Raw genomic sequence first — 15,918 nt, forward strand, 5'->3', positions numbered from 1 at the left:
ATTCTTGACAGTTATTTTCCGGAATTTTGGGTTTGGGCCAGTCAGTCTCGAGCTTGCATATGGCAGGTTACGGGGCGCTGTGATGGGAGATCTACGTCATGAGTGATGACGGTGTAAATGTGGGGCGTCGTCGATTCCTGACTGCCGCTACCTCCGTTGTGGGTGGTGCCGGGGCAGTGGGGGTTGCTGTACCTTTTGTCGCCTCCTGGAATCCGAGTGCCAAGGCTAAGGCCGCCGGCGCACCAGTTAAGTACAATATTGCCAAGCTGGAGCCGGGCCAGATGGTCACCGTTGAATGGCGCGGTAAGCCCGTTTACGTGGTGCGTCGTACCCAGGAAGTCCTGGACAACCTGACCAAGGTTGATCCGTTCCTGCGTGATCCTGAGTCTCAGGAATCCACCCAGCCGGCGTATGTTGACCCGGAAAATCGGGCAATCAAGCCGCAGACTCTGGTGCTTGTTGGTCTCTGTACCCATCTGGGCTGCGCGCCTATGTACCGCCCGGAAGTGGGCACTGCCGATCTCGGCGGTGACCAGTGGCAGGGTGGTTTCTTCTGTGCCTGTCACGGTTCCAAGTATGACCTGGCTGGCCGCGTATATACCGGTGTTCCGGCTCCGCTGAATATGGAAGTACCTCCCTATTCCTACGATGGGGATGATGTAATCGTAATTGGTGTAGATCAGGAGGGTGCTGCATGAACTGGCTAACCGCACTTGGCGATTGGGTCGACCAGCGACTGCCGATCTACCGCGCGTGGGATACCCACATGGGTAAATATTACGCGCCCAAAAATTTCAACCTGTGGTACTTCTTTGGTGTGCTCTCCCTGCTGGTTCTGGTGAACCAGTTGCTGACCGGAATCTGGTTGGTGATGAGCTACACGCCCACCGCAGAGGGCGCCTTCGCCTCCGTTGAATACATCATGCGTGATGTGGAAATGGGGTGGATCATCCGCTACCTGCACTCTACGGGCGCTTCCGCCTTTTTCGTAGTGGTCTACCTGCACATGTTCCGTGGGCTGATGTACGGTTCGTACAAGCCGCCGCGCGAGCTGGTGTGGATTTTCGGTATGTGCATCTACCTGGTGTTGATGGCCGAGGCCTTCATGGGCTACGTACTGCCCTGGGGTCAGATGTCCTACTGGGGTGCACAGGTAATCGTATCCCTGTTTGGCGCCATCCCGGGTATTGGTGAAGACCTGGTGCAGTGGATTCGCGGTGACTACCTGATCTCTGGTATTACCCTGACGCGCTTCTTCTCCCTGCACGTGATCGCGCTGCCACTGGTTTTGGTTCTGCTGGTGGTACTGCATATTCTTGCACTGCATGAAGTGGGCTCTAACAACCCCGACGGCATCGATATCAAGAAGCATAAGGATGAGAACGGTGTGCCGCTGGACGGCGTTGGGTTCCACCCGTACTACACCGTGCACGACCTGGTTGGTATCGCGGTATTCCTGTTTGCCTTCTGTGTAGTGGTGTTCTTCTTCCCGGAAATGGGTGGTTTCTTCCTCGAATACGCCAACTTCGAAGAGGCGAACCCGCTGAAGACGCCTGAGCACATCGCGCCGGTTTGGTACTTCACACCGTTCTACGCAGTGCTGCGTGCGGTGACCATCGATATCGGCCCGCTGACTGCGAAGTTCCTTGGTCTGGTAGCCATGGGAGCGGCCATTGCCATCCTGTTTGTGCTGCCGTGGCTGGATAAGAGCCCGGTACGCTCCATCCGTTACAAAGGTTGGCTGCCGAAGGTTTTGCTACTGGTGTTTGCGGCGATCTTCATCATCCTGGGTTACCTGGGTGTGAAGTCCCCGACCCCTGGACGTAACTTCCTGGCACAGGTAGCGACCCTGTTCTACTTCGCCTTCTTTGTAACCATGCCGATCTGGACCAATCCGATCAGCCGTAAGGGCATGCTGTCCTGGATCGTGAGTGGCGCGTTCGGTTTCATGTTCCTGTGGATGGCGGTAGCCAACTGGGGTGCGAGCCTGTTTGTAGGCCTGCTGTCCCTGGTGTTTGCGGTGTTCTTCGGCATTCTGCCGTGGCTGACCGATCGCGATGTGGTACATCCGGAGCCTGAGCGTGTTACCAGCCCGTCTGGTGCCAAGACGTTCATTACTTTGTTCGCCGGTATTATTGCTGTTCTGTTGCTGACCTTTATCCCGATCAAGGCGGTTGGTGCATCCAGTGACATCGAGCTGGACTACATCAAGACCGATCTGACCGACAAGCCTTCCTTGCAGCGCGGCGCCAAGTACTTCGTGAACTATTGCATGGGCTGTCACAGTGCTAACTTTTCCCGCTGGGAGCGTGTGGCCACGGATCTGGATATCCCAAACGAACTGATGCTCGAGTATCTGGTGCTGGGTGACGCCAAAATTGGCGATCTGATGGAGATCTCCATGAAGCCGGACGATTCCAAAGTCTGGTTCGGCGCCACTCCGCCGGATCTGACCCTGGTGGCGCGCGCCCGTTCGCCAGAATGGCTATACACTTACCTGCGCAGCTTCTATAAAGATGACAGCCGTCCGCTGGGCGTGAACAACAAGGTTTTTCCTAACGTTGGTATGCCACACGTGCTGATGGAGCTGCAGGGTCTGCAGGAGTGTGCCCCAGGCCCGAAGCGCGATCACGGCAAAGTGGTGCGTGACGAAATGGGTAACCCGATTATGGATGCCGATTGCGGCAGCCTGCGGGTTGGCGATGTGAAAGGCACTATGGATGACGTGCAGTACGATCAGGCGGTCTACGACCTGGTGAACTTCATGGAGTATATCGCTGAGCCGATGGCGGAAACCCGCAAGCGCATTGGCTTCTACGTACTGGCGTTTATTCTGGTGTTCTTCATCTTCGCCTGGCTGCTTAACCGCGAGTACTGGAAAGACGTGCACCACTAAGGTTAAGCCTGAGAGTTTTTCGGGTGGTGGGCCGCCGCTTTGCCGGCACTAGCCCACCACCCGTTTCTATTTTTGAATATTTCGGCCGGACTAGCTCCGGTCAGTAGATTGAGGTAGTTCCATAATGGGTGTGCCGACTAACAAGCGCTCCTCCATGACCTTCTTTTCCGACGGTCGTTGTCACTTCAGCCACCGCGTACGCATTGTGCTGGCGGAAAAAGGTGTTTCCGTCGAGATCATTGACGTTGACCCCGATGACAAGCCTGCTGAGCTTGCCGACCTCAACCCCTACAACTCTCTGCCGACTCTGGTAGACCGTGATTTGGTGCTGTTCGAGACCAAGGTCATGATGGAATACCTGGACGAGCGCTTCCCGCATCCGCCGCTGTTGCCGGTATATCCGGTAGCTCGTGCACAGAGCCGTCAGATCATGCACCGTATTGAGCGTGACTGGTGCCCGCTGGTGGACAAGATCCTGGCCGGAGGTAAAGACGTTGCCGCCGCGCGCAAAGATCTGCGTGACAGCCTGGTGGGTATCGCACCGATGTTTACCGATCTGCCGTACTTCTTTAATGAGGAGTTCTCCCTGGTAGATTGCTGTATGGCACCGCTACTGTGGCGTCTTGATCAGCTTGAAGTTGCGCTGCCCAAGACCAAGCAGGCCAAGCCACTGCTGGACTACATGGATCGCTTGTTCGCCCGTGAAGCCTTCCAGCAGAGCCTGACCGAGTTTGAGCGCGAAATGCGCGCCTGAGGTGCTGATTGAATAAGCCGCCGATGACGTCCAATCGCCCGTACCTGTTGCGGGCGTTTTACGAGTGGATAACCGACAACAAGTGCACGCCCTACCTGTTGGTGGATACACACTTGGATGGTGTGTTGGTTCCCCAGCAACACGTTAATGAAGATGGTCAGATCGTGCTGAACGTATCGGAAACGGCGGTCGTTGGTCTCACAATGGACAACTACGCTATCCGCTTTAACGCCCGCTTCGGTGGCGTTCCGACCGATATCCAGGTGCCGGTTGGCGCGGTGGTGGGGATCTATGCCCGCGAGAATGGCCAAGGTATGGTGTTCGAACCGGAAGAAACGCCGGAGCCGCCAGAGCCCACACCGCCAACAACCTTGAAAAAGCCGTCTAAAAAGCCTGCACTGCGCGTAGTGAAGTGATTTTCCTCTGGTGCCCCGGTCAGTGGGGCACCTGTTGGCGCCTAATGTAACTGAAGCGCTGTCTTTTTCCTATCGGTACCCTGTGTAACCCCTCTCAAATTCTTTTGGCGTAAAAATTGACGCCGTAATCCTGTTATTCATTGGTGAATTTGCTGGCACCTTCCGATACTGCTATCAAGCCGTATACAGGAGAAGCCCAAGTGAGACTACTGAGCCATACCATTGGAATATTCACCAACCCGGATAAAGAGTGGCAGGCTATCCGATCCGACAAGCATTCGTTTGTGCAGGTATTTCTGAGCCATGTACCCATTCTGGCGCTGATACCGGTTGTTTCTGCCTACATCGGGGTGACCCAGGTTGGCTTTTCCGTTGGCGATAATGTGCAAAAGCTGACTCCTGGAAGCGCCCTCACCCTCGCGATCATCACATATTTTTCTTTGTTGATAGGCGTTTATATCTTTGGGGAATTTATCAATTGGATGGCAAAGAGCTTCAGGGTTGAAGGGGATGAGGAAACACGCCACTACGAGGGTACTGCACTCGCGGTCTTTGTGACCACACCCATCTTCCTGGTTGGATTCATTGGGCTCTATCCCAACCTGTGGTTGAACGCTGCCGTTACATTGGTTGCCACCGCGTATTCGGTTTATCTCATTTATGAGGGTATTCCGATCCTGATGAACATCGATAAAGAACGTGCATTTGTTTACGCATCGTCGGTGATTACGGTGGGCCTGGTGCTACTGGTAACCGTGCGGATTGGAACCGTCATTCTCTGGAGTATGGGAATCGGCCCTGTGTATCAAAATTAGTGAGCCCCAGCTTATATCAACATTCACTCGCAAGCCGGCGTAGCCTTTGCGGGCTTTCGCCGGCTTTGTGCATTCACACGGTTGCCATCGGGACCGTTGACGGCATGGCTGCCTGCATGGAGGGGGTTAATTTGATGGGCGGCATCGGGCAGTCCAGGCAGTCTGCGATGGCGCGCAGTAGCTCCACTTCACGACCGTCGACGATGCCATCGTGGCTCATGGTTGTCGCCAGAGCCTTAAGCAGTGCCGGTTTTTGCAGCGCGGGGGTATCGCGCGCAATGGCGACCGCCTTATCCAACCTCTGCAGTGTCATATCTCCACGTGCGGGAAGTGCTACCGCGTCCATCCCCAAAAGATGTACACCTGCTTCAAATGCCCGCTTCGCGGCAAGGTAATCCGAACAGTCTGCATGTGCCATTGTCGCGAGCAGGAACTGGTGTGCATCGGCGAGGACTTTTGTGCCTTTTTTGGTTGCACCAAGTTTGCGATGTCGATCTGGGTTATGTTCCAGGCCGTGTATCAGTACTCGATAGAGCGCCCACTCCCAGATTTCTATCTTGCCATCGGCGCGCAGCAACTTGATGACATTGCGTTTGAATATCTGAAATTGTTGTGGCGCCAGCGACTTCAGGGCTGGAATACACAGGTCCAGTAGGGGGAGGCGAAGATGCGTGCCGATCTGTACCAGCTCCGGGGCCAGCTTTTCAAATTCACGCAGGACGGCTGGGTGCGCGATCTTAGCGAGTAAATCCAGCTGGGCCGCGCGATGCTCCGACGCTTCATCACCGGCAATCAGTAGGCCGTAGACGAGTGCGCGCGCTGCAAAGGGGTCGTGCGCCGCCGCCTTCAGCGGCGAGGGTATTTCCGCTAATAGTACCTTGCCCTGCGCGCACTGCTGATGAGAGGGATTGGCGATATTGTTATCGACCACCTCGACGATGTCCGCAAGCGTAGCCTGATAAGGATTACTTGCGGTGTCGGCCGCAGCGCTAGTTGGCCTCACCCCACTAGTCGCGTTGTGCGGGCTGTGCATATGCGAGACCGCCCCCGGGTCCGAGTCTGCCATGGCCGCAATACTGCTTTCAGTGGTGTATGCGCCGGTTTGCCACTGTGGATCGAGACGCGTTATACGCGCATCCAGGGGGGGGTGCGTTGCGAATAGACCGGCAAAACTCGCCTTCAGTCCGCTGGCGAAGTACATGTGGCTGAATTCAGAGGCGTTCGTGGCTTGCAGGTTCGAGCCAGGCGCATGCTGAGCAATTTTTTTCAGCGCGCCGGCAATGCCCTGTTTGTTACGGGTAAATTGCACGGCTGACGCATCCGCTAGATATTCACGCTGACGACTTACCGCGGACTTGATCAGGTTGCCAAAAAAAGTACCGGTGTAGCCAATGGCGACGAGCCCCATACCGGCAGCAAATACCGGCATGCGGCCACGGCTGCTGCGACCGCCACCCCAGTAACTACCGCGCAGTAGCCAGCTGCCCACAAGGCCGATAACAAGAATGCCGTGCAGGAGCCCGACAATCCTGATGTTGAGGCGCATGTCGCCGTTAAAAATGTGGCTGAATTCGTGAGCCACAACACCCTGTAATTCGTCGCGGTTGAGCTGTTCGATGCAGCCTCGGGTCAGACCAATTACCGCATCGTTTGGGGAGTAACCGGCGGCGAAGGCGTTGATGGCGCTGTCTTCAAGGATGTAGACATCGGGAACCGGAGTACCGGAGGCCAGCGCCATCTCCTCAACCACATTCAGTGCGCGTTGCTCTGCGAGGCCATCGGGGGAGGTATTTATTTTTCGCCCGCCCAGGGACTCGGCAACCGCGCGCCCGCCGCCAGCCAACTGCCGCAGGCGAAACAGGCTCGCCAGGCCGACGATGGCGGTGATCGTTATCGCAATGCCGGCAACGGTTTCCCAGCCCAGGTGGCTGATGATACCGACAAGCGAAGTGTCAACCGCCGGGTTGCGCAGATCCGAGTAGCTTGCAAGAAAGGCGACGAACACGGTGGTGATCGCCACCAGCCCGATAACCGCGGCGCAAAACAGCGCGACAAGCACGCCACTGTTGCGCCGGGCCTTGTCCTGATATTCAAAAAAATTCATCGCTGATTAGCCCCGAAATCAGAACTCTACGCGCGGTGCAGCCTGGAAAGCTTCGGAGTCTGCGAACTCCAGCAGCTTGCCATTTTCCCGGTGGCCAAAAAATCCCGCAAAAAATACCGGTGGGAAGCTCTGGCGGAAAATGTTGTAGGCGGTAACGCCGTCGTTGAAGGCCTGGCGGGCGAAGGAGACCTTGTTTTCCGTACTGGTCAGTTCTTCCATTACCTGCTGAATGGTCTGGTTCGCCTTGAGGTCCGGGTAGGCCTCCATCACCACGCTGAGGCGTCCCAGCGCATTACTGAGTAGTCCTTCGGCATTGCCGAGATCGGCAATCGCGGCGGCGTTGCCCGGATTGCTGGCCGCGGCCTTGAGGCCGGCGAGTGCGGTGTTGCGCGCAGAGATGACCGCTTCCAGGGTCTCACGCTCGTGCTTCAGGTAGGCCTTGGCCGATTCCACCAGGTTGGGGATCAGGTCGTAGCGACGCTTCAGTTGCACTTCAATCTGGGCAAAGGCATTTTCGTAGCGGTTTTTCAGTGAAACCAGGTTGTTGTAAATACTGATGATGTAAAACACGACTGCAGCGGTAGCAACCAGCCATACGATGGTAGAAATTTCCATAGAGCTCGAATTTCCCTGTAAGTGAGTACCTGGCGACGCATCTGGCCACAAGGCTGTGGGTAATACGCGGAATCTGCTGGTAAATAGTGGATTCGGTCATGGAGATTGATCCGCATCGGTTTATTCCAGCGCCGAGCTTGATACTACCATGGACCGTACAACGAAAGGCGGATAGCCCTCGCGCCGCGGCGGTGGGTTATAATCCGCCACCAAATTGCGTTTTCCCGCAATATTGGTCAGCCTTGCCGGGTAATTCCCGCTAGATTCGGAGTGAAATCAGTATGAGCGAGCAAGTTAAGGACCCCGTGGTCATCGTCGGTATCTCCCGTACCCCTATGGGTGGCATGCAGGGAGCCCTTTCTGGCCTCAGCGCCCCCGAGTTGGGCGCAGTTGCGATTCGCGGTGCGCTGGCCGATGCCGGTGTGGATGCCGCCGATGTCGACGAGGTGCTGATGGGGTGCGTACTGCCTGCGGGTGTTGGTCAGGCACCGGCACGCCAGGCGTCGCTGGGTGCGGGAATTCCGCAGGGAACCCCGACCACGACCGTGAACAAGGTTTGCGGCTCCGGTATGAAGACGGTCATGATGGCACGCGACGCCCTGTTTGCTGGTGATGCGAAGGTCGTAGTTGCTGGCGGTATGGAGAGCATGAGCAATGCCCCGTACATGTTGCCCAAGGCACGCGGCGGTATGCGCCTGGGCCATGGCCAGGTGCTGGACCACATGTTTGTGGACGGGCTGGAAAATGCCGCCGATGGCCAGCTGATGGGCAATTTCGCGGAAAATACTGCGGACAAGTACAGCTTCTCCCGTGAGGAGCAGGACGAATTCGCGATTGAGTCCCTGGCCCGCGCCAATGCGGCGATCGAGTCGGGCGCGTTCGAGCGCGAGATTGCCCCGGTAACCGTGCGCAACCGTAAGGGTGATGTGGAAGTAAGCGTGGATGAGGCACCCGGCAATGCGCGTCCAGACAAGATTCCGGCACTGCGCCCCGCGTTTCGCAAGGACGGTACTGTAACCGCAGCGAACGCCAGCTCTATTTCCGATGGAGCCGCAGCGCTGGTACTGATGCGCGAGAGCGAAGCCAAGGCCCGTGGTATCAAGGTGCTGGCGGTATTGCGTGGTCAGACCCAGTATGCCCATGCGCCTGAGTGGTTTACCACGGCACCGGTCTCCGCGATGGCGAACCTGCTGGAAAAGACCGGCTGGAGCAGTACCGATGTTGACCTGTTCGAGATCAATGAGGCATTCGCGGTTGTTACCATGGCGGCGATGAAGGACCTGGATTTGCCGCGCGCGAAGGTAAACGTGAACGGTGGCGCCTGCGCACTGGGTCACCCGCTTGGTGCCAGTGGTGCCCGTGTGATCGTTACCCTGTTGGCGGCGCTGGAAAATCGCGATTTGAAGAAAGGTGTTGCCAGCCTGTGTATCGGTGGCGGTGAAGCGACGGCTGTTGCGATCGAACGCCCCTGATTAAGCGGCACGAGAGTATTCTTCCAGCATAAAAAAACGGAGGCTTAGGCCTCCGTTTTTTTATGCGTGAAAGCTGTGTCTAATCGATGTACTCCACCGCTTTTACCACTTTCTGCACACCGCCCACGGTGCGGGTTTTCTCCGCCGCATTTTCCGCTTCCTGACGGGTGAGCAAGCCCATCAGATAAACCACACCGTTTTCGGTGACGACCTTAATGCGCCCGCTGTCGATTTCCTTATCGGTCATCAGGGCACCTTTTACCTTGGTGGTAAGCCAGGTGTCGCTGGTACGGGCCAGTACGGACGTGGTGCCACGCACCTGAATCTCGTTGTATACCTGGCGCACAGAGTGCACCTGCTGTGCCGTTTGCCCAGCGAGATTGCGCAAGTCATTACTGGAGACCTGTCCGGTCAGTAGTACCACGCCGTTAAAGCTGGTGATGTCGATATTGGATTCCTTCAGCTCCGGGTGCGCTTTGCGCAGGTTGACCTTGGTGATGGTTTCCAGTTGCTGGTCATCGATGTAGGTGCCAAAACTGCGCTCGCCCGGATCTGGCTGAATTGGACCGTCGTGGGTGGCATCCAGCACGGTTGCACATCCGCCCAACAGCGCCAGCAAGCCACCACTAACAAGAGTTTTCAGGGATGCGGAAAATGTTTTTTTCGCGCTCGATCGCATGGATTATTCCTCGAATCCGCCAAACAGACTGCTGTCGATCAGATCGCACAGACAGAAAAGTATTAATAATTGAACCTGGTGCACTTCTGAAGCGACTGCGGAGGGTACCCGCAATTCGATGTCGTGCACGTCCAGGAGCGCCGTGCAGTCTCCATCCGCTTCGCCACCGGTCAGAGCCAGCACGCCCATATCGCGGTCGTGTGCAGCGCGGATGGCTTGCACCAGATTGGAGTCCTGACCGTCGGTGCTGATGATCACCAGCAAATCACCGGGCTGGCCCAGTGCGCGAATCTGGCGCGCGTAGGATTCGGCGCGGCCATGATTACTGGCAACGGTGCCTGTGGTTACCGCATCGCCATTCAGTGCAATGGCCGGCAGGCCCGGTCGCTCGCGCTCGAAGCCCCCCATCAATTGGGCGGAAAAGCTTTGCGCAAGTGCGCCACTGAGTCCGTTGCCACAGATCAGGAGCTTATTCTCGGCCAGCAGGGTGTGCACGATCATTTCGCTGGCTTCGGCAATATAGGGTGCCAAAAGTTCACCGGCATTCATGGTGGCTTCAATGCTGCGGTGAAATAGGGTTACCACTCTCTGTTCCATGTACTCTGTGTATTCCTGTGAGTGAGCCTATTTATTGCCCGAAGGCATTTTGTATCCAATCAATGTTGAGTGGTCCATCACCGTTTCCGCGCTCGATCGTCACAACATCGAAGCGACAGGGGCAATCCAGTCTGCGTAATTGCAGGTAGCCGTTGGCCGTGGTGAGTAATTTTCGCTGTTTTCGGTAGTCAATGGAAAGCCCGGCGCCACCAAAAGTCCGGTTGCGCCGGTAGCGTACCTCGACAAACACCAAGGTATTTCCATCGCGCGCGATCAAATCAATTTCGCCGAAGCGCCCGCGAAAGTTGCGCTCTACGATACGCAGGCCCGCGGCAACCAGGTGCCCCTCGGCCTGCGCTTCCATCTGGTTGCCGATACTTGTGGTGTCCATGAAATTCCTTTTCGATGGATGTGTGTCAGTGAGTGCCCGCTACCCCTCAATTCTGCGTGATGGGTACCGGTGCTCCCTTGTTGATCCTGGCCCAGATCTGTTCGCGCACAATACGGCCGTCTGCACTCAGGCTGAGCGCTCCGGTGAGTCCGTATACCTGCTGGTCCGGGAACTGGCGAAGAATCGGCAGGCGTGGGTACAGGCGGAAGGCATCGGCGCCCAGTGCATACAGGCGAGCAAAGGCTGGGGCCGGTGCCGCCTGTTCGACGATATTCTGCTTGGTTTCGTTATGGTCCTCAAACAGCCACGGCAGCGCGGTAAAGCGCACACCGTTGAGGTCCCTATCCCGCTGGCGGTCGATGTTGCCGGCAAAGATCTGCGAAGTGGAGTAAACCGGCAGCTCGCCCGCGTAGAAGAACGACAGCATCGGTTTGATCTGGCGTGCCTGCTGAGGCTGCGCCAGTACAAACAGCATGTCGACATCGCCGCGACGGCGCGGGGTGAACTTGAGCGGGGTCGACAGAGCGCTGCGCAGGGCGCGCTCACGCTCTTTACTCTCAGAAATCAGCAGGGCGTCGCTCACCAGCTGCGAGAAGTTGGAGTTATCCCGGTAGTTGCGACTGACGCTCACGGTACCGCCAAGGCGGTTCCACTCTTCGGTGAATGCGGTCAGTCCGCGCTGGCCCCAGCCGGACTCGGGGGCTAGGATCATGGCCTGACGGTGGCCCTGGAGGAACGCTTGCTGGGCTACCTGGCGGGCTTCATCTTCGATGGCGAGGCCAAATTGCACCAGGTCGTCGGTCAGGCGGCCCTCATCGCCGTAGTTCAGGGCGAGGGTCGCCACCGGCAGCTTTTCGGTGGCGAGAAGGTTGGCGACCTTGCTCTTGTCGAGCGGGCCGACAATTGCCTGGGCACCACCGTTGACGGCCGCCTGGTAGATCTCTTCAAACGGCTGCTCGGTACCGGTGTCATACACCTGTACCTGCGGCGTGGGCGCACCGGCGTCCAGCGCGCTGTAGTAGGCCGCCATAAAGCCATCGCGGATTGCGCGGCCGGCGGAGCCCAGCGGGCCGGACAGCGGCAGCAGCAGGGCGACATTTTGCGCCGGTTGCGTGGCCAGTTGCTCCAGCAGCTGCAGGGCCTGCGGCGGGTGGCTGACCGCGGGGTGGGTCGGCCACTGCTGGCGCCAGCGGCTCAGCTCGCTCAGTTGGGTGCTGATATCGGCCTGGGTATCGCGGCCGATCAATGCCAACTGGTACCAGGCGCGCATCTGTGGCGACAGGCTCTCATCGGCGCGCAGGCGCAGCTCGGCGGAGGGCAACTGGGTCAGCAGCTGCCACAGGCCATCGTTGTTGGTAAAGGTTGCCTGGTCATCCAGAGGCAGGCCGGCGATGCGCTGCCGCTCCTGGATGCCGCTGTCGATATCGCCCATCAGGCCCCACAGGTCCGCGCGCAGGTTGCGCAGCGGCAATGCGGTAGTGGCCGGGATTTCAAACCAGGACTGTTCCAGTCGGGGTGCGCTTACCAGGTCCAGGGCGGTGAAAAACTCGTCGTCGGCCGCCAGCGCGCTACCGTAGACTTGCGCGTACTGGGCGTATTCCGAATTGGTCAGCTGAGCCGGGTCAATACTGCTGGCGGTCTGCAGAACCGTCGCGTTATCGCCCAATCCGTATAGAATGGCGGCCGCCTGCAGCTGCGCCTGATCTTTTTGCGGCGAAGGCAGCTGGCGCGCCTCGCTCAACAGGCGAATGGCGCTCTGGCGGTTGGCGGTTTCCGCATCGCTGGGCGCGGCGGCAACCGGGTTGCCGGGCTGGGTACTGGGCGTCTGGCAACCGGTCAGGGCCAGAGCCAGAGTGCCTGCAGCCAGGCTATTCAAAATGAAGGGGATACGCCGGGAAAGGGCGGACATATTCTTCTCCCACAAAACTTATTCTGGAGTGAACTATGGGGCTTGATACAGCGGTGCTATATATCGTCGCGACGCCCATTGGCAATTTGGCTGATATGGTACCGCGAGCCGTTGAAGTTCTACAATCCGCTGATTTGGTGGCGGCAGAGGACACCCGTCACAGTCAGAGACTTTTTTCCCACTTTTCCATCGATACACCCCTGGTTGCGTACCATGACCACTCGGACGATCAGCGTACCAACAAGATTCTCGAGCGTCTCGCGCAAGGGCAGACGGTGGCACTTATTTCCGATGCGGGCACCCCGCTGATCTCCGATCCGGGCTACCGGCTGGTGCGCGATGCCCGTGAACAGGGTTTCCAGGTGGTGCCCATTCCCGGGCCCTGTGCCTTTGTGGCGGCACTGTCCGCTGCCGGGTTGCCCAGCGACCGCTTCTCATTCGAGGGCTTTTTACCCGCCAAGTCGCAGGCGCGGGCCAAGGCGCTGGATGCCTTGGCCGGGGAAACGCGCACCATGGTGTTCTATGAAGCGCCCCACCGGGTGCTGGATACCCTTGAGGCCATGGCGGAAAGCTTTGGCGGCGAGCGCGAGGCGGTGATCGCGCGCGAGCTGACCAAGGCCTTTGAGACCATCCAGCTGATGCCGCTTGCGGAGCTGGTGGAGTGGGTGCGCGCAGACAGCAACCAGCAGCGCGGCGAGATTGTGCTGCTGGTGCGCGGTGCCGCGGAGTCAAAAGCCGCGGAGCTGGACGCAGAGTCAGAGCGGGTGATGAAACTGCTGCTGGCCGAGTTGCCGCCCAAGCGCGCTGCAGCGGTGGCGGCGGAGATCACCGGGGTGAACAAAAAGGTGCTGTACAACTGGTCGCTGGCGCAGAAATAGCGAATTTCGTGTTATCGGCGCGAGCCGGTGAAATTGTCTTGCATCCCGCACCCCCGGTCATTAACCTTCGCGCCCGAGTCAGCCAGACAATCGCTGTTCGATCGCCTTCGGGTGGTTGGGTGGAGGAAAGTCCGGGCTCCATAGGGTGGGACGCCAGGTAACGCCTGGGGGGCGCGAGCCTACGGAAAGTGCAGCAGAGAGTAGACCGCCGATGGCCTGTTCGCAGGCACAGGTAAGGGTGAAAGGGTGCGGTAAGAGCGCACCGCGCGGCTGGTAACAGTCCGCGGCACGGTAAACCCCGTTCGGAGCAAGACCAAATAGGCCCCCTTTAGCCTTGTGCTAGCAGGTGTGACCCGCACTGGGGGCGGGTAGGTCGCTTGAGGTGTCTGGTGACAGGCATCCCAGATGAATGATTGTCCGCGACAGAACCCGGCTTATCGGCTGACTCATCAAATGCTTAAAAAGTAGGCCTTTGCCTGCATATTGGGTCGGTGTGCTGTTTCAGTGCGCTCGGCCAATCGATATAAAGCCCATTCTGGTACCCGCTGCCAGGTGGGCTTGTATTTCTCTGCTGTTGGGCCTGTCGCATCTGCGCTTATCGGGTGCTGGCGCACACTTCCCTTGCGCTACCAGGGGCTCACTTCTGCAGTAACAGTCCGCATTCCCGATGCTCTTCACCCTTGGTGGGGTCAAAGTACACATCATTATCCGGTAGCTCGTTCTCGTATACGTATTCTTCCACATCAATTTCCTTGAGGTGGAACATGGGCGCTACGCGAATGGTGCCATGGTTGCCCTTGGTAAACACATCCAGGCCCTTGCGGTGCGCATTCTGATCGTGGCGGATGCCATTCAGCCACACGTCCGGCTTGAGCTCTTCCATAGCGCGGTTAAACGGTTCCAGCTTTACCGTGCGGGAGAAGAAGTCGTGCTCCGGAGTGTCCAGTGGCGGAATCCCACCGTACACCGCGTTGTAATGCGCCGCGGACATCTTGGGTGAATAGGTGTACAGGTTCAGGTCCAGAAGCTTGATGACTTTCTCGATATGGCGATAGGTTTCCGGCGTGTTGTAGCCGTGATCCACCCAGATAACGGGGATGTCCGGCTTGGCACGGGTTACCAGGTGCAGGAATGCGATTGCCAGGGGGCGAAAGTTGGTGAACACCACCGGGTTTTGGGCCTCGGCGATGGTGAACTCCATGATTTCACTGGGCTTGCTGTCTTTGAAACGCTGGTTGAGAGCGTCCAGGTCGGCACCGTGATGGAAGGTGCGGGCGGCGCTTTGCGTGCTCAGTCCTGCTGAAAGGCCCATGCTAAAGAATTCCTGCTGAAAATTGGATATGGCAAAGCTACAGCGACTCAACCGGTATTAAAAATAATAAAAGCTGATTTTTATATGCCTCTAGGTTCTATTTGTCTGGTTGGGGCTTGCCTCACCGGCTCGACCTGCGGGTCTCTGGTCGTGTGGGTAAGTTCAGGAATGGCGGAAAAAGCATCTTTCGGCGCAAAAATCCTCTCGAGACTGTTCCAGTTGCTTTGAACGCTGTAAGTGCCCGCTCACATCTACGATTTTTTATGCCTGTCATGGCACTTTGGCGCGAAGTTAAAGTGGTTTATTAGGTTGGCAGAGTAAGTGCTTGCTTTGCAGCTCTTTTGTGCCGCCTTACATGTGCCGAAAATGTGACCACTTCGCCTGTAGCCCGCGAAATTACTGGGCCCTTTCTACTTTTCTCCCCTCTATTTCCTTGACTTTGCTCCGCTCAGATTTATAGTGTCGTAGGTGGAGAAAAGTGGAAAATTGTGGGTGATTGTGGGGTCTTGGTGGTTGTGAGTGGTTGTTTACCCACATTCGCCAGCCATTTAGAGCAATTCCCCCGCTTTTCTGATTAAAAACTGTGCATTTGAAATGGGAAGCTGAGCAGCGGCAGATTCATGTATCTGGGTAGCCACGCAATCAATATGGATGCCAAGGGGCGTCTGGCGATTCCGGCGCGAGTAAGAGACTCGCTGCTGGAAGATTGTGATGGTCGTCTGGTTGTGACGGCGCATACGGAAGAGCGCTGCTTACTCGTCTATCCTGATGCACAGTGGCGCGAAATTCTTCCAAAGATTGAAGCGCTGTCCAGTTTCAACAAGGTGGCGCGCCGGGCCCAGCGCTTGCTGATCGGTTATGCCTGCGAGCTGCAGGTTGACGCTAATGGCCGGGTATTGATTCCACCGACCCTGCGCGAGTACGCCGGGCTTGAGAAAAAGCTGATGCTGGTGGGGCAGGGCAAGAAGTTGGAGTTGTGGAGCGAAGACCGCTGGATGCATTGGCTCGACGACAGCGAAGGGGATGGTGAGATGCCCGAAGAGATGGCTTCTCTCTCTCTGTAAACGAATTTAACCAAGA

General features: G+C 57.5%; 15 protein-coding genes and 1 other RNA gene. 9 read left to right on the forward strand and 7 right to left on the reverse strand.

The features are described from left to right. The first annotated feature begins 98 nt into the window (after positions 1–98). From petA to LCM31_RS13765, 5 genes are all read left to right on the forward strand, one after another. The gene (gene petA / locus LCM31_RS13745; protein ID WP_077405950.1) at positions 99–698 is read left to right on the forward strand and encodes a ubiquinol-cytochrome c reductase iron-sulfur subunit; all 600 of its coding nucleotides are present in this window, start codon (positions 99–101) and stop codon (positions 696–698) included. Next, positions 695–2,896, forward strand: coding sequence for a ubiquinol-cytochrome c reductase (locus LCM31_RS13750; protein WP_224870992.1), 2,202 nt, complete (start codon positions 695–697; stop codon positions 2,894–2,896). The genes petA and LCM31_RS13750 overlap by 4 nt, the downstream gene beginning before the upstream one ends. 124 nt (positions 2,897–3,020) lie before the next feature. Then, on the forward strand, positions 3,021–3,650 hold the full coding sequence (locus tag LCM31_RS13755; protein ID WP_010132516.1) for a glutathione S-transferase N-terminal domain-containing protein: 630 nt from the start codon (positions 3,021–3,023) through the stop codon (positions 3,648–3,650). A 23-nt stretch (positions 3,651–3,673) separates the two neighbouring features. Next, complete coding sequence (locus LCM31_RS13760) at positions 3,674–4,066, forward strand: ClpXP protease specificity-enhancing factor (RefSeq protein WP_222232012.1); 393 nt, start codon at positions 3,674–3,676, stop codon at positions 4,064–4,066. A gap of 200 nt (positions 4,067–4,266) precedes the next feature. Continuing rightward, positions 4,267–4,881: a Yip1 family protein gene (locus tag LCM31_RS13765; protein WP_224870994.1), complete on the forward strand. Its 615-nt coding sequence runs from the start codon at positions 4,267–4,269 to the stop codon at positions 4,879–4,881. A gap of 73 nt (positions 4,882–4,954) precedes the next feature. On the opposite strand, the gene LCM31_RS13770 is transcribed toward LCM31_RS13765, so the two are convergent. Both LCM31_RS13770 and LCM31_RS13775 read right to left on the reverse strand, forming a co-directional pair. Beyond that, on the reverse strand, positions 4,955–6,985 hold the full coding sequence (locus LCM31_RS13770) for a M48 family metallopeptidase (protein ID WP_224870996.1): 2,031 nt from the start codon (positions 6,983–6,985) through the stop codon (positions 4,955–4,957). Between the two features lie 18 nt (positions 6,986–7,003). Beyond that, a complete protein-coding gene (locus LCM31_RS13775) occupies positions 7,004–7,600 on the reverse strand; it encodes a LemA family protein (RefSeq protein WP_224870998.1) in 597 nt (198 codons plus the stop codon). A gap of 281 nt (positions 7,601–7,881) precedes the next feature. Between LCM31_RS13775 and LCM31_RS13780 the strand changes: the two genes are divergently transcribed. After that, a complete protein-coding gene (locus tag LCM31_RS13780) occupies positions 7,882–9,072 on the forward strand; it encodes an acetyl-CoA C-acyltransferase (protein ID WP_224871000.1) in 1,191 nt (396 codons plus the stop codon). Between the two features lie 79 nt (positions 9,073–9,151). Here LCM31_RS13780 and LCM31_RS13785 read toward each other — a convergent pair whose 3' ends face one another. The 4 genes from LCM31_RS13785 to LCM31_RS13800 are packed head-to-tail and all read right to left on the reverse strand — an operon-like array spanning position 9,152 to position 12,648. Continuing rightward, positions 9,152–9,751 (reverse strand): BON domain-containing protein, encoded by a 600-nt coding sequence (locus tag LCM31_RS13785; RefSeq protein ID WP_224871002.1) that lies wholly within the window; start codon positions 9,749–9,751, stop codon positions 9,152–9,154. Positions 9,752–9,754: 3 nt separating this feature from the next. Beyond that, on the reverse strand, positions 9,755–10,348 hold the full coding sequence (locus LCM31_RS13790; RefSeq protein WP_224871004.1) for an SIS domain-containing protein: 594 nt from the start codon (positions 10,346–10,348) through the stop codon (positions 9,755–9,757). 31 nt (positions 10,349–10,379) lie between these two features. Continuing rightward, a complete protein-coding gene (locus LCM31_RS13795; protein ID WP_224871005.1) occupies positions 10,380–10,739 on the reverse strand; it encodes a YraN family protein in 360 nt (119 codons plus the stop codon). A gap of 46 nt (positions 10,740–10,785) precedes the next feature. Next, positions 10,786–12,648: a penicillin-binding protein activator gene (locus LCM31_RS13800; protein WP_224871007.1), complete on the reverse strand. Its 1,863-nt coding sequence runs from the start codon at positions 12,646–12,648 to the stop codon at positions 10,786–10,788. A 35-nt stretch (positions 12,649–12,683) separates the two neighbouring features. On the opposite strand from LCM31_RS13800, the gene rsmI reads away from it, so the two are divergent. Continuing rightward, positions 12,684–13,526 carry a 16S rRNA (cytidine(1402)-2'-O)-methyltransferase gene (gene rsmI / locus LCM31_RS13805; RefSeq protein ID WP_224871009.1) on the forward strand — a complete coding sequence of 281 codons (843 nt, stop codon included), beginning with the start codon at positions 12,684–12,686 and terminating at the stop codon, positions 13,524–13,526. A gap of 74 nt (positions 13,527–13,600) precedes the next feature. After that, positions 13,601–13,979, forward strand: an RNA gene (gene rnpB, locus LCM31_RS13810) — RNase P RNA component class A. A gap of 184 nt (positions 13,980–14,163) precedes the next feature. On the opposite strand, the gene LCM31_RS13815 is transcribed toward rnpB, so the two are convergent. Beyond that, the gene (locus tag LCM31_RS13815) at positions 14,164–14,838 is read right to left on the reverse strand and encodes a phosphoadenosine phosphosulfate reductase domain-containing protein (RefSeq protein ID WP_224871011.1); all 675 of its coding nucleotides are present in this window, start codon (positions 14,836–14,838) and stop codon (positions 14,164–14,166) included. 620 nt (positions 14,839–15,458) lie between these two features. On the opposite strand from LCM31_RS13815, the gene mraZ reads away from it, so the two are divergent. Continuing rightward, the gene (gene mraZ / locus LCM31_RS13820; protein ID WP_010132529.1) at positions 15,459–15,902 is read left to right on the forward strand and encodes a division/cell wall cluster transcriptional repressor MraZ; all 444 of its coding nucleotides are present in this window, start codon (positions 15,459–15,461) and stop codon (positions 15,900–15,902) included. The last annotated feature ends 16 nt before the right edge of the window (positions 15,903–15,918 follow it).

Origin of the sequence: Microbulbifer agarilyticus (genome assembly GCF_020171345.1) — a bacterium.
GTDB lineage: Bacteria > Pseudomonadota > Gammaproteobacteria > Pseudomonadales > Cellvibrionaceae > Microbulbifer > Microbulbifer agarilyticus_D.